The 14,463-nt window shown below is 52.6% G+C and carries 11 protein-coding genes, 1 pseudogene and 1 CRISPR repeat array; of the genes and pseudogenes, 4 read left to right on the plus strand and 8 right to left on the minus strand.

Annotated elements, in window-relative coordinates:
* Window position 1 precedes the first annotated feature (1 nt).
* Window positions 2–395: a CRISPR direct-repeat array (repeat unit 29 nt; unit sequence CTTTTCCCCGCGCGAGCGGGGGTAATTCC).
* A gap of 315 nt (window positions 396–710) precedes the next feature.
* Genes cas5e through G437_RS0110110 form a run of 4 tightly spaced genes read right to left on the minus strand, consistent with a single transcriptional unit; the run spans window position 711 to window position 4,647 of the window.
* Entirely contained in the window at window positions 711–1,397 is a 687-nt protein-coding gene (gene cas5e / locus G437_RS0110095) for a type I-E CRISPR-associated protein Cas5/CasD (protein ID WP_024332429.1), read from the minus strand.
* Entirely contained in the window at window positions 1,390–2,448 is a 1,059-nt protein-coding gene (locus G437_RS0110100) for a type I-E CRISPR-associated protein Cas7/Cse4/CasC (protein WP_024332430.1), read from the minus strand. Before G437_RS0110100 ends, cas5e begins: the two co-directional genes overlap by 8 nt.
* Window position 2,449: 1 nt before the next feature.
* Window positions 2,450–3,037, minus strand: a complete 588-nt coding sequence (casB, locus tag G437_RS0110105) for a type I-E CRISPR-associated protein Cse2/CasB (protein WP_158237500.1) — start codon at window positions 3,035–3,037, stop codon at window positions 2,450–2,452.
* A gap of 5 nt (window positions 3,038–3,042) precedes the next feature.
* Entirely contained in the window at window positions 3,043–4,647 is a 1,605-nt protein-coding gene (locus G437_RS0110110; RefSeq protein ID WP_024332432.1) for a type I-E CRISPR-associated protein Cse1/CasA, read from the minus strand.
* Window positions 4,648–4,859: 212 nt separating this feature from the next.
* On the opposite strand from G437_RS0110110, the gene G437_RS0110115 reads away from it, so the two are divergent.
* The 4 genes from G437_RS0110115 to cas2e are packed head-to-tail and all read left to right on the plus strand — an operon-like array spanning window position 4,860 to window position 9,311.
* On the plus strand, window positions 4,860–5,489 hold the full coding sequence (locus G437_RS0110115; protein ID WP_269431447.1) for a type I-E CRISPR-associated protein Cas6/Cse3/CasE: 630 nt from the start codon (window positions 4,860–4,862) through the stop codon (window positions 5,487–5,489).
* 2 nt (window positions 5,490–5,491) lie between these two features.
* Window positions 5,492–8,092: a CRISPR-associated helicase/endonuclease Cas3 gene (locus tag G437_RS0110120; RefSeq protein WP_024332434.1), complete on the plus strand. Its 2,601-nt coding sequence runs from the start codon at window positions 5,492–5,494 to the stop codon at window positions 8,090–8,092.
* Window positions 8,092–9,036 (plus strand): type I-E CRISPR-associated endonuclease Cas1e, encoded by a 945-nt coding sequence (gene cas1e / locus G437_RS0110125; RefSeq protein WP_024332435.1) that lies wholly within the window; start codon window positions 8,092–8,094, stop codon window positions 9,034–9,036. The genes G437_RS0110120 and cas1e overlap by 1 nt, the downstream gene beginning before the upstream one ends.
* Window positions 9,036–9,311, plus strand: coding sequence for a type I-E CRISPR-associated endoribonuclease Cas2e (gene cas2e, locus G437_RS0110130; RefSeq protein WP_024332436.1), 276 nt, complete (start codon window positions 9,036–9,038; stop codon window positions 9,309–9,311). Before cas1e ends, cas2e begins: the two co-directional genes overlap by 1 nt.
* A gap of 341 nt (window positions 9,312–9,652) precedes the next feature.
* Here the strand turns inward: cas2e and G437_RS0110135 are convergent, their stop codons facing one another.
* The 4 genes and pseudogenes from G437_RS0110135 to G437_RS11455 form a co-directional block, all read right to left on the minus strand.
* Window positions 9,653–11,854, minus strand: coding sequence for an AAA family ATPase (locus G437_RS0110135; RefSeq protein WP_024332437.1), 2,202 nt, complete (start codon window positions 11,852–11,854; stop codon window positions 9,653–9,655).
* A gap of 97 nt (window positions 11,855–11,951) precedes the next feature.
* Entirely contained in the window at window positions 11,952–12,680 is a 729-nt protein-coding gene (locus G437_RS0110140; protein WP_024332438.1) for an ABC transporter ATP-binding protein, read from the minus strand.
* 9 nt (window positions 12,681–12,689) lie between these two features.
* Window positions 12,690–13,967, minus strand: coding sequence for an FtsX-like permease family protein (locus G437_RS0110145; RefSeq protein ID WP_208854304.1), 1,278 nt, complete (start codon window positions 13,965–13,967; stop codon window positions 12,690–12,692).
* Window positions 13,968–14,196: 229 nt separating this feature from the next.
* Window positions 14,197–14,463: pseudogene (locus tag G437_RS11455) on the minus strand (hypothetical protein); the annotation flags it as partial.

The following is a 14,463-nucleotide window of genomic DNA, read 5'->3' on the forward strand; positions in this document are numbered from 1 at the left end:
CCTTTTCCCCGCGCGAGCGGGGGTAATTCCAACATGGACTCCGACCTATGCCTGTCCAACCGCTTTTCCCCGCGCGAGCGGGGGTAATTCCCGGTTTAGCATTCAACAATATGCTGTTGGCATCTTTTCCCCGCGCGAGCGGGGGTAATTCCCTACAGGCGGCAGGCGGGGATGTGCTGCTTACCTTTTCCCCGCGCGAGCGGGGGTAATTCCGGGCCGCGTATGCTATGTATAAAAAAGTGTCCTTTTCCCCGCGCGAGCGGGGGTAATTCCTGGTCTAATGAAAGCCTTTGGAACATGGTTGCCTTTTCCCCGCGCGAGCGGGGGTAATTCCCTTTCGGTTGTGCGCGTGCCAGGCTGGGCGGGCTTTTCCCCGCGTGAGCGGGGGTAATTCCTGGGAAGTCTCGCTATATGGGGCGGACAGGTCCTTTTACCCGGGAGAACAAAACAGGGAGAAATTTCGGTAAATGCTACTCGAGGGCTGTTCAGCGGCCAGTTACGCGTAACTCAGATACATGTAGGAATAATCGTTTAATATATCCTAGCCGTTTCTGTAGCTGTTGCATTTAGTTGCAGTAGTGGCCATTCTTATCTACACCTAACCGTATTGGTTTCAGGCTATTTAAGGATATTCCCTGTCGTAAGTTGCATGCCCTGTGATTGATCAACGTAGGGGCCGCGTCAGCAACCATTCCTGAGTCTTTTAGGCGTTAGAGCTGCAGCTTTTCCTTCAGACTTGCGTACCATTGTTCTCGTGTGCCAACAGTGGTGAATTGCTGGCGTCTAGGTGCTAATTCCTGTCCGGGAACATAGTCCTTTATAGTGGCGAACCGTTCTTTTGAGTTGCTGTTCGTTACGAATAGTGGCAATTTCGCGAAATCTTTTGTGGGACCTATACCAAGGTAAAATGGAAAGGAAGGTGCGAATGCCTTCCTGCCTAGGTAGGTGCTATATGTGGGGTCACGTAGGGCGGCTGCAATATCTTTAGTATGGTCAGCACAAGTAATCTGAACTATAAATTCAGAGTCAGCTAGATACGTCCGTTTCGAAATTGCGGTGCCGCTTTGAGCATCAGGAGTAAAGCTCATGCTTTTATCGCTCGCCCGTAGATTATGTGCGATAATGATGCGCCTGCGGAACATCTCTTCTTTGTACGGCGGGTTTATGGTTTGGAATTCGTCAACTACGCGACCGGGCCGATCTTGCCGTACCGAAAAGAAAACCTCATCTAACCAGTCTTCCCAGCTCCCACGCTTATATCCCAGTGCCCCAGCTAAGAGACCTTTCAAACCGCTAGCTGTGGGAAAGCGGTTAGTATGCGCCACGTTGCCGGTTATTTTCATGCCGGTCCACGATTGTAATGGGCCGGCTAGCCGAAGGTATATGGACTTACTCATCAGAACCGATCCATGCGACTACAGCATCTACAAGCTCCTTCTTCGTGGCCACACGTAGGTCTCCAAAGCGTCCGTCGAGATTGCCGTAGGTGCCGGAAACGATCTGGCAAGGCCCGAAGTTGTCCGGATCGAATCGCCGCGCGGCAGCGTATTGCTCGGCAAGACGTTGAACGCTAGATTCGAGGTAACCACCGCTCTCGGCCGGCTCAACCGGCGTTTCAAAGTCATATGCGGTGCGGTAGCGCTGCTCTTCTACAACAACTACCGCAGGCATTGCATACGGGGCTGTTGAGTGTTCTTTGCCTCGAGGTTGCCCATAAAGAATAGCGTTTATGAGTTCGCGCAGATTTGACTCGGAGTCAGCCTTGCCAAAGCCTGTCCAGCTCTTTTTCAGCTGCTCGCGGTCTATGGTCACGGTTCTGTAGAAAATGCCGTTCGTGTAGTTCGCGACCCCCAGGAAGGTAGCGCCAGTTTGATGGTTGCGTTCCCTTATATCGTCAGTGGTGGAGAAATAGTCGTTGTCAATGTTGGCCTGGTGAGTTGTGAGTGCGGGGGATACACTCAGCGCTGCCTCTGTGCCTTTTTCAGCTTTGTTGGCGAACATCCGGCCGAAGCTAGCAATAGCAAGGCTGCCAGTCTGTCCATCGGCAATGAAATCACTGTCAGAATTGGCAAGAGCGGCCGTTGCTGCAGTCTGGATCTCTTCTTGGCTCATCCAAGAGGAGCGAGATGCCTCATTCTCCGACGACGAGCTCTTGGTAAGAGAACCGATTATTTTCTTCGCATGTTTCAATACTTGTTTTTGATCGGCATCTTGTTTGATCTTCAAAGCTGTGCGTAGCACTTCGTCTGCCAAAGCCCCTGATCGTACAGATGTGTCGAGTGAGGCATTCTCGTAGATAGTACGAATCCCCTTTTTTATAGCCTGTGAGGAGTGCATGGCCCGCAAAGCGCCCCCTTGATATATACGCTTAGGAACGCCGGAATCATCGCGGTTGAGGTTGGAATAGCTGACTGGGGTAAGGATGTGCAGAGTAAGATTGCGGTACATATTAGTCCTCGTGATCTGTTTGTTCTAAGGGTTTGTTTAATTCTGAGGTTTGTGGAACAAAGGAGTAATAATCGCGCAATATGCGCAATCGTGATTGTTTTGAGGTTTGTGATACTCCCTTTCCCCACCTTAAAAAGGTATGAAGTAAATTTACGTAGTCGATAGCCGGACAAGCGTTTTTGTTGGAGGATGCTATCTGAAAAATACGTCTAATAGTCAGAATAGCCTGCTCGAGTGGTTGGGTGTGGATGTATGTAAGCCGATTCTCGATAACAGTGTCGCTACCGCGAAGATCTGACCGGGCTGCCGCAACCTGGCGTACCCAGAGCCCGAGCGTATGTTTCCGTAGCTCGGCTTCAGCCTGTGGCACGTTTGCGAATTCAGCAATAATGGCTGCAACACGAAGCAACGCAATGCGTTCATCGTCACGTTCAGGATTCTGAGCGTAAGGAATAACGTATGGGTAGGCGTAGAACTCGGTCTGGCTAACGGCCCCCTTGCGGATGGCTGAAAGCTCACGTCGCCTTCCCTCCTCCCTCCAGTTAAGAATCTTGTAAACGAGCTCTTTATATGCCGGCGTCGAACTCACTTCGTTCATTTCTTCACGTCTTTCTTTGGAGTGATCAGGTTAGCCGTTTTCCGGAGGTTATAGGACACTCTACTTCTAACGAATCCGATGCGATCGGGATAAATTTGAGCGTAGGCTTCTGTTATTTCGTCAAATGCTGATAAAGAAGCATCCACTGCCCTCTGGTATAGCTCGCGGGGCAATGTTGAGGATTCAGTATCTTGGATACTGCGAATAAAGTCTTGGTATGCGTCGCTGATATTGCGCCAAAAAACATTTACTACGTCGGTTTTTCTAGTAGCAAGCGGATCCAGTGCGTAACTGCGCCCTTCAGGATCTGTGTCTTCCTTACGTGCCCGCCGGAAAGGAGCACTTACCGCGCGAAGTAAGCCCTGAATCATAAGGGCACAGTCGCGAACCGCAGCTTGCAGTTCTTCGTTCAGGTCCAGTACCCATTTGGAGGGATCTGGGAAATATACAACTGACGCTAAAATTCCTGGAGACTGTGCCGTTTTCCCTATTTGGTGCCTAATGAAGCATAGGCTCCGGTGTGCGCGAGGGACCGGTGCTAAACAGTCTCGACCAGCAAACTTGGGTATGTTTTGACGAGCGGCCCACTCTACGGCAAGTTTTGTGGGGTCGTCACCTATGTCCATTCTTGCGGCGTGTGGCTTACCATCGTTGCCGGTTATGTACAAATAAAGGGGGTCGGTTAAATTTCTGGTATCCCACCAGGCTTTTGCGGCGGCCTTTCGCTCGGCAGAAGAACCGCTATGTGTTCCCATTTCGAGTGCATACCATTGCTCGGGTATGCCTCCTATGCGAACTTGTAGGAGCCTACCGTTCTCCCAGCGACAAGCGGGCGCGTTAGAACTCCAAGATGCGCACCAGAGCGGATGATGCCCATCAGCGGACTTTGATTCCCGGCCTTCCCTATCTGCCCATGCAGGTAGGCCAGACCCCTGTACCCACTTCCAAGGAATCAGTCCTAAGAGGGTTTCCAAGAGGTTGCGGCCTCGCCAAAATATTTCTGTGGCGCTATTTTCTTTGCCCAAAAATCGTATCCCTGGGGCTCCCATCTGCATTTTTCGGTTAGCGTACTTTCCGTTCCCTGCCATGGAGTAAAAACTGTGCACCACCAAGGATCTAGCCGCGGAAGCTGAGTGTAGGGATTCCTGCTCGGGCAATGAAAGGTCCCAAAAAGAATCGCCTTGCTCAGAAGGCACCGTGGGGAGCAATTTTCGGACTGTGTCCTCTTTGGGGCGAAACTTAGTTGTTGAGTCAGGATGTTTGGCAGCCGGCTGTTGCATAAACGGCTTATCAGGACTGTCTAAATACGATACTTCAAGCAGCTTGTCTAGAGTTTTATTCACGACCGCTGCTGGTAAACCGTTTTCCAGTAGTTCGTCTGAGTCTATATATTTTTCTTCTGTATCTACAATGGAAGAATCAATATTCCTTAGAACTAGCGGCAAAAGATATGCCAAGAAACGGAGCTGTGCGCCGTATTCGTAGCCGGGCACGTTGGGGTCTAGATTAGTAGTATGCGCAGCTAGTAAGGCCTCTTCTACCGTTGCCGGTCCGGTGGCTAGGCCTATCCACTTAGGGCCACGCAAAGCGTTGTACTTCACTAGCGCTCCTTTCTGTTTCTTGAAGGCTAGCACGTGGTACCCCCACCTATAGCAAGCTTATAAAAAATTATAAATAAGTCTTCGCTCAGGCCGGTTTTTAGGCTAGTGTGAAAGACAGTTAATCTTACTAGTCTGATGCGGTGAAATACTACTAGTTCGTCAGTAGAAAAGAGGATGAATTGGGTACAACGGCTTTCCTTACACGCTTTCCAGTGCACGCCGCGCTCGGTAGAGGTGCCGCCCATAAACCAAGTAAGGGTTGGGATGTGAACGATCCTAACTTCCGGCACAGGGCAGTCATGGCACTGTTTGGGCAGACCAACAATGCTAACCCTCGTGAACATGGCAAAATTCTCTTTCGCTTTGAATTTCTGCCAGGTCAGGCCCCCTATTTTTTGGTCCAGTCCTTGGCGCGGCCTCAGGAAGGTGATCTTGTAGGGCAAATAGAAATCAAAGAAGTTGATCTGACGCCTCCGCCCTCGGGAAGTGTGGTCCGTTTCCGGCTTGCGGTAAACGCAATTCAACGAAAAGGCGCCAAAGGCGTAACCCCGATACCCGCCGATTTTGAAGAAGCGCCAGAGGGCGTGCCCCACCTCAGTGAGTGGCTTGCAGGTAAGCTGCGGGGCGCTCTAAACGAAATTGAAATTGTCTCCCACCAGCGCCAACTCTTGGGCGCAAACCGCAATGGGAAAAACAAGAACGGCGTGTTAGTTCAGGTAGACACAATAGACGGAGTGGCTAAGGTGGGCGATTCGGACGCTTTAGAAAACCTTATTATCAACGGCGTGGGCAGGGCTAAATCCTACGGCTGTGGCCTGCTATCTGTACAAGCAGTGCGGTAGCGGTGGACACCCACCAGCGGATTTGGGCGAAAGAGATAGGGCTAGACCGCCCGTACCCGCTGCTTGCTCACTTGCTGGATACGGCGGCAATTGCCAAGCAACTTTACATGGGCTGGCTGCGGCCAGGGCTGCGCGAGCAAATTGCCGAAGACTTATCTGACGGCGATCAAACAGAGACGGTAAAGATAATTGCCTACATCGCCGGTACGCATGATATTGGCAAGGCAAACCCTTACTTTCAGGCCCAACCGCGCAACAGCAATGAGGCTTTTGAGCGTATCCGAGCGGCCATCTTACAAGAGGAGCAGTGCACTTTCTTAGATGAGGACGAAATTCCGGTACCACCAAGTGCTAAACCCTATCTGACCAGGCATGAGCGCGTGGGTGCGATCGCGTTAAGCCCGAAACCGCTCGAGGCTGGTACAAACTTGCGCCGCGCCTGGTGGGGGATACCTGCGCTTGGCCACCACGGGCGCTTTACAGAACCTGCCGAAGAGGAACGGCAGGAACAAGAACTTGACCAAATCCTGGCGACACGTAACTGGGAACCCATTCAACGGGACCTCCTAGAGGCAATAAAAACCGCGTGCGGCATTAGTGAATTACCCAGGCTGGCCTCGGGAGTTACTACTGTGCTCCTGGCGGGGCTAGTAATATTAGCCGATCGGATAGCTTCGGGAACCGACTGGGTGCAGGCGCGCGCTAACCTCGCCGCTGATGGGCAAATTAGCCTTGAAAAGCCAAAACACTGGATCGACAAGGCAGCTACCTCCGCGTTAGAGCGAATAAAAAACACCCTTGGGATTTATAAGGGATGGGAAAACCAGCAGGCTGCAATTGCCGAGATACTTGGCGGGAACCAACCTAGGCCAATGCAAGAAGAAGCTCTGCGAGTAGGGGGAGGCATCTGGAACGTTATGGCCCCTACCGGGGGCGGGAAAACTGAAGCGGCCATATTACGTCATTCCACCCGGGACGAACGCCTGATCTTTTTGCTTCCCACGCAAGCGACTTCAAACGCTTTGATGCGTAGAATCCACAAAATCTATGAGCACACGCCTAACGTGGCCGCCCTGGCGCACGGATTAGCATCAGTCGAAGATCTCTACGCGCAACCGGTTACCGTTGCCTCCGATAAAAAAGAGGGCGGTTTATACTACACAGATTTCGTGAAAAGCGGCAGTTCCCGCCTGCTAGCACCCATATGCGTAGGCACAGTGGATCAAGGGTTATTAGCGACTCTGCCGGCAAAATGGACCCATCTGCGTCTACTTGCTTTAGCTAACGCGCACGTAGTAATTGACGAGGCGCACACGTTGGACCCTTACCAAACGAAACTCGTAGAGAATCTCCTAGCATGGTTGCGGGCAACAAATACACGCGTGACACTACTGACTGCAACACTTCCTAGCCAACAGCGCACTGACTTTTTGAACGCCTACTGTGGGAAGCCTCCAACCGATAAAGCCCAGTTTCCTGCCTTAGAAAATCTCCAGGTTGGCGAGTGTGAAGGTAAACTCTCTATCCCAACAGTGCGCGAATACAAAATAGCTTTCACCACCGAAAATAGCTCCTACGATGCATTGGTCCCAAACCACGTAACCTGGGTGAAAAAGATGCGCGCTAAATACCCTAAAGCACGCATTGGGATCATCTGTAACACCGTAGAGCGGGCACAAAAAGTGGCCAAGGAAATAGGTGACCACACAATCATCTTGCACTCGCGTATGACCGCAGAACATCGCAGGCAAAACGCTGAGCTATTAGAAAAAACTATCGGGCCAGGCAAAAAAGGTGAAGGCCTAACAGTGGTGGGTACCCAAGCAATTGAGGCATCACTAGATATTGACTTAGACGTAATGAGGACGGAATTGTGTCCGGCGCCCTCGCTAATTCAACGTGCTGGCCGTGTTTGGCGGCGTGAAGATATAAATCGAACCCTCAGGATTCCAGGCGCTGTGCACCTACCTATGACTGTTGTGAAGATCGACAATGATGCTGGTTTCCAGGTGCGCCCTTATTTTGATGCGGAACTGCGCCGTACCTGGAACTGGCTCAACGGCCACCACATGATGAAAATGCCCGATGACTGCCAGGACTTTATTGATTATTCGAAAGTAACTTTAGATACTATCGCTGAAGATTTTGAGGGAGCAACGGAACAGCTCGCAGACGAAGTACTCAAAGCGCAAGAAGGCCTGGCTGTTGCAAACAAACTCGGTGACCTTACGAAAAAAGGGGTGACGTTGGGGACGCTGATAGCAATGACAGCCCCGAAACAATCCAGCGAGGACGAGGCGTCCACCAGATTCATAAAAAGAAATACCATTCAATGCATATTGGGCGATCCGACTGGGGTTATACCCGGCGGATGGGAAGGTAGTGCAGAGAAACTCTTAGCCGCACGTGGTAGTGACCAGGAGCTGATCAAGGCTGCAATGCGTGGTTCAATTCCTATACCAGAAGGCAGCAAATATGCGGCTGTTCTGGCAGAGAAAGTAGCTCTAACACAATCAAAATCGCTCTTAGCAAGATATTACTTCATTCCGAACGCGCTCCAATTCTATGACCCGAACGTGGGTTTAACTGTCGGTGATAACTAGTGCCCTACTCCCAAGATGCGTTGACATTTTCAACTATTCCCACTAACCACCAGGTTAGATTGGAAGATAGGATTAGTTACCTCTATTTGGAATACTGCCTAATTCGTCAAGATCGCACTGGAGTTATTGCAATAAGCGAGGGCGAAGACCACGATCGGAATGGCCCTAAAACTACCAAGTTACAACTTCCTGTTGCGGGTATGGCAGTGCTTTTGCTGGGGCCGGGAACGAGCTTGAGCCACGCTGCTGCTGTTTCATGCGCAAGATCAGGCGTAGTAATAATGTTCTGTGGCGGGGGAGGAATAAGTTGTTACACTCACGCCAGCCCCCTAACCTCATCGGCGAAATGGGCTATAGCGCAAGCCCGTCTGGTTGCCAACGAGGAACATCAGATTCAGGCTGCCCTATACCTATATAAGCTGCAATTAGGCATCGAAAATATGCCCGGCGGAACCATTAATGCGATGCGGGGCCTTGAAGGGCGCACTATACGTAACGTGTACAAAACACAAGCTAAGAAGTACGGAATAAAGGGATTTAGGCGCGATTCTAACGGAGACGACGTAGTGAATGTCAGTTTGAATCTTGCGAATTCGATACTTTACGGCTGCGCTGGGGCGGCCTGTTCTGCGATAGGGGTAAATCCTGCACTCGGAATAATACATAGAGGCAATGTGCGATCATTACTTTTTGATTTAGCTGATCTGTATAAACCAACTATGACCATACCGCTAGCTTTTTCTGCGACAACTGCTGAAGACCCACTTATATTCGTTCGAAGGAAAATTAGGGAAGCCATCTTCGAAAAACAGATAGTGGTTGGGATTTTGGATGCTCTAATGCAGGTTCTATCACCGCATCTTCCCCGTCGTGACGACGACCGTTTGATCGGATCGGTCGGGGAAGAGGTAGCGGGGCATATTCAGTATGGCAAGGACTCGTGATGTTTGCTGTTGTCACGGCTACTGCAATACCGGAGCATCTACACGGATACCTAAGTAGATTCCTGTCCGAAGTTTCTCAAGGGGTATACGTAGGTAACGCTTCACCTGTTGTAGTTGAAAATCTTTGGGAACGCTGCAATGAGGCAGCAAGCGGGGGCGCCATGACACTAATTGTTTCTAACAATGAAAACGAACAAGGGTTTGAAGTTCGCACGTGTGGCGATGCTAGCAGGCAGATAGTAGACATAGATGGTATTCAATTAGTAGCGCACTAGCATCGGGCGTGTGCGAGCTTGCCTCGGTTGGGCGGCTCGGGAACCGTTCTAGTTCAGACGAGCTGTAGCCACGCGAGAACGAGTAATCGCCCTGTAGAATTGCTGGTGGCCCCGTATTTTCCTCGCGTGAGCGGGGGTAATTCCTTACAGCGAGGTTTGCGAGCTAGAAAAGGTCGCTTTTCCCCGCGCGAGCGGGGGCATGAGTGCGGGCCGAATCGGCTGCCCCTAGTGGGCTGCCTATCGGCCCGCACCTGCGAGCATAGCATGCCCCCGCGCTGGCGGAAAGCAATTGCAAAGGTATAGCGGGGCCCCTACCGCGCCACCCCGGCCCTAGCAAAATACTAGATTTCGCCTTGGACTTTGGCCCAGGTGAGGAATTCGGTGGCACTGTAGATTGGCTTGCCTAACGCGCGTGCCTTGCGGGCTTTCACGGACATGCTGGATGTGTCAGCAGCGATCAGCAGGTCGCAGCGGGTTTTGGTTACTGAAGATTTTACTTCTAGCCCGGCTGATACGGCGAGGAGTTCCATGTCTGAACGCTCGTAGGTTTTGGTGCCGTCGTAGGCGGTGCCCGTGAAACAAACCCGGGTTCCCTGCTTTAGCAGGTCCGCTAACGGCATTTGTAATCCGGCGTAACGGTAGCGCACATGCTGGTCGTATTCGGCATTGAAACGGTCGACTATTTGGCAAGATTCGGCGGTCAGATCCATGTTCTGGAGCCGCTCCTGCAACATTTTTGCCACCACTTCCACGTAACCGAAAGGCACAATCTTGCCGGCCCCGCGCGGCAGCGCCCACCCCGAAACGCCGGTGGTGGCTGGCTGGTATGCGTACAAGTCGCCCTCTACGGCACCCGACGCAGCCAACGACGCCACTTCGAAGGCGGTCTCCGCATGCGCGTTCCCCTTAACCTGCGCGAGGGCAAAATGCTTTAGCGGAGCCACAATCCCCGTCCGCTTCAACTCGTCATCGAACACCTTCAGCGCGTGGCGGGCGTTGGCCGTGACCACGCCCGTGCCCTCAATTATCGGCTCAATCGCGGGCCAAAGCTGGGCCAGGGTGGGCGCCAATTGTAAATCTGCGGCACTCACGCCGTAGCGTTCAGCAGCGTCGCCCACATCCCGCGTGGGGTTCACAAGGGACGTGAACGCCCACCCGTCCTCGCGCAAAATCGCAACCTCGAGCGGGCGCTGGAACCCGTCCTCGCGGCCACAAAACAGCGCCCCCAAAAACGTGCGCTTCCGGGTGTGCTTGCCAAGGCGATCCGCTAAAAACTCGCGCACTCGCTGGTCCACTTTCACGTCCCGAGGGCGAATCTGCCGGCGCAAAACGATTCCTTTCAGGGACTTGCACCTAGACAGGGCCACGTAGAGCTGGCCGGGAGCAAAAATCCCCCCGGACAGATCAATTAGGGCGTGCTCGAGGGTTTGCCCTTGCGACTTGTGGATGGTGACGGCCCAGGCAAGCTTGAACGGCAGCTGCGTGAATGTGCCCACCACCTGGTTAGTGAGCGAACCTGCCGAAAGCGCCGGACGCGTCACCTCCCACGTGTGCACCCCGACGGACACAACCTTCCCACTGCGCAGCCGCACCTGCACCTCAATGTCTCCTTCGGGGAAGGCCACGGATTCGACCACCCCCAGTGAGCCGTTCACCCACCTGCCAGCCGCATCATTATTGAGCAGCATCACCTGGGCGCCAACCTTGAACTCCAGCTTGTCCTCGGTGGGAGCTTCGAAGCGTTTGGTGTCGCCGCTACGGGCAGCAAAATGGGTGTGCAACTGCCCGTCGAGGGCGTCCAGGCGGCGGCGGTTGCGCGCCCTCACTACCCTGTTGGTGGTTGCTATGGTAAGCCAAAATTCGCCTTTGGGTGGTTCAAAATCAGGGTCGACGCGTGCGTTCAAAGCGGACATAACCTGCTCGTTGACGTCCCCTGAACGCAGTTCGCCCAGCAGGGAGGCAAGGTTTGAATCCCCTGCTTGGCGGAACTGGTGGGTGAGCTGTACTGTGGGGAAGCGCTCCGGGAAATAGTGAGCTGCCGAGAAAAAGTAGGGGCTGGAGTAGGCGTCAGAAAAATATGCTTCTTCGGCGGTAGTAACTACCGGTGGCAGTTGATACAGGTCGCCTACGAGCACCACCTGCACCCCACCCAGTGGCGAACCGGGTTTGGGCCCGTATCGTTCCAACGAGTAACACACCATGTCGAACAGATCGGCCCGCACCATAGAAGCTTCATCGATAATCAGAGTGTCGAGCTGCGAAATCAGCCCAGCGAACCTGCCTGGCGCCGCCTGCCCCATGCGCACCTCGTCAACCGTAGTAGAGGGGGCGAACGAAAAAAGCCTGTGCAGGGTGTAACCGCCCACGTTCAGCGCTGCCACCCCCGTAGGTGCGGCTACCACCACGTTCTTTGTGGTCTGTTGGACGAAATGCCGTATTAGAGTGGATTTGCCTGTTCCCGCATTGCCAGTGATGAACAGTGACCGGCCCTGACGCAACAGGTCGAGCGCGCGGACAAAATCGTCAGTCATCTGGATAGGCATAACCACATTGTGCCACCTACCCCTGACAGTTGGAGGTGAAGGTGCGGTAGCCGCGGTGTGTTATTTTCTTTAGTGCGAGGGCGGCTGGGCTCGCCCCCTAAACTTGGGCTTGGCCCCTTGAACTTAGGAATAATTGTTCCCGCGTCGGATGGGTAACATTTTCCACTAATTCCCCATCGCGTAGCACAACGGCCCGCTGCGCCTGAGCTGCCACATCCAGATCGTGGGTCACCATAACAACCGCGGTGCCTTGGCGCCCAAGCTTAGAAAGTTCATCTATTACTAGGGCACTGGATTTAGAATCTAAAGCCCCTGTTGGCTCGTCGGCAAAAATTACGTGAGGCTTCACAGCTAGAGCTCTAATTATTGCTACCCGTTGGCGTTGTCCCCCTGAGAGCTGGGCAGGGTAGTAGTTCTTTCGCTTGGACAAGCCAAACTTCTCGAACAAGTTATCTAGTTCTGATTTTGCTAATTTCTTAGAAACGAAACGCAACCCCAGCTTGACATTTTCCACTGCTGTCATGGAGTCCACCAGATTATAATCTTGAAATATGAAACTCACGTTTTTTCGGCGCGCCTGGCTTCGTTCATTTCTAGAAGCCTTTACCAAGTCGACGCCGCATAGGAGGGCGTGCCCTGAGTCCGCTTGCATGAGCCCAGAAATGCAATAAAGAAACGTAGATTTTCCCGATCCTGAAGGGCCGACGATAGATACGAACTCTTTTTCGGAAACAGAGAAATCAATTCCTCTAAGAACGAGCTCTCGTTCTTTCTTATTTATTGGAAAGGATTTCTTTAAATCCTGGGTTGCAATAATATTGTTCATCACATTTCCTTATTGAACGATGGCGGCCATGTCGATCGTCTTTGTTTCGTGGAATGTCGGGATTACAATCGAGAATGCTAGTAGTGAAAAGCCTGCTATTAGCAGGTAATATGTTTCGTTTCCTACCCACACGGGGCCCGCCTTAGGGACCGGTCCGTGTCCCAGCGCCGCGCCAATGGCCGCAGCGTTGATCCCCAAGATTAGTGTTGAGATCAGGACGGCTGAGACGAAGTATATTAGGCATTCAAAAACTGCGGACCATCTAATAGAGGATGCGCTTGCCCCCAAGGCGCCAAGCAACGCAATGTCGTGTTTCCTCCATCGATTCGTCAGATATACCGCAATAACGCCGGAGAATGCTGCGATAACTACGGGAGCGCTAAAGATCAGCACGATTTGACTGGTTGGGCTGACTTGCAGGTCCGCCTCTTTTGCTCCCAGGGCGATTGTGACGTTCTTGGTTTGATTGACCATGCCGAAGACGCTCCCAACGGATGCTGCCGCTACTACGAGGGGGGTGATCACCGATGTGGACAGGGTGGCGCGGCGGCGGGCAGAGGTGCGAGCAATTACCCAACTATCTAGGTTAGCTAGGGGGATTAGGTGCCCCACGAGTTGTACGACTGGCCTGACGATAGCTCGATCAGATATGCCGTAGGCTATCAACAGCCCAAGAGCTGTGCCCCAATAAGAGGACAGGAGGCCGCTCAGCTTCTGCGGGTCCTGAATCTTTGGTGTCGCTGCAATGGCAATGTAACTAGCGATCATGCCGAAGACAATAATAATGGAAAATATTGCGCGGCCAACGCGCCGGGAGGGAACTGGCTCAGGGGTTTCTGCTACCGCCTCTACAGGTTCTATTTTATTCAGCTGCCTAGTTCCCAACAGTAAAGCCAAAATCAACACTATAAAAGCGGTACCAGGCCCAAAGGTCCAAGCCCACACGGTTAGAGGATCTGATAGGGCAGGTAGCATCAAAAATCCCGTATAAGCTATGACTTTGCCGAATGAAGGCCAGGATAGAAACGCTAAAAAGCCTCCCACTGCCGATCCAGCAAGTGCACTAAAAGCAACTATTGACAAATATCGCGCTCTAGCGCTTCTGGGGGAGGCTCCAATAACCTGCCAAAGAGCTATCCGGCGAGAGTCACGGCGTATGGCTACTTTCACAACAGAGGGCAAACACATTAGCACCGCCAGAGTCGTTAGAGCGATTTGAAGCCCTCCCACCGCCGAGAACTGTTGGCCAGCATCTGTTTTAGAAGCCTGCGCGCCAACGATTGTCATTCCAAGAGAAAGAGAAAAAAGCCATGACGCTACCAAACCCAATACGAATATCGATACGGAAGCAGGTTTAAGATCTCGTATTTCTTTAAACAATAGGCTCCCTTTCTTTTGTTGCGGTCTTTAGTAGCAAGCATGTAAAAGCAGTTTCATTCTGGGGCGGCGAGGCCGTGTATTGGGGTTTGGTGAGGGCGTGTGGTGTGGGTGTGTGGTGTGGGTGTGGTGTGTGGTGTTAGTGGCCTTGTTCTTTTTCGGCGTCGTTGGTTAGGACGGTGGTGGTGTTGGTGACTTCGAAGGGGGTGGATTGGGAGGTGGTTTGTAGGTTTTGGTCTAGTTTTGCGCTGGGTAGGCCGGGGGCTTGGTAGTAGATTTCCCAGGTGGTGGTGAGGGTGATTTGGCGGTTTTTGGCGGGGGCGTATTCGTGGGTGATGGTTTGGTTGGGGTAGGCGGCGCCGGGGGTGTGGGTTTGGGTGGTGGTGTTGTCTCCCCAGGCCCAAGT

It is taken from the genome of Winkia neuii subsp. neuii DSM 8576, from assembly GCF_000420405.1.
GTDB lineage: Bacteria > Actinomycetota > Actinomycetes > Actinomycetales > Actinomycetaceae > Winkia > Winkia neuii.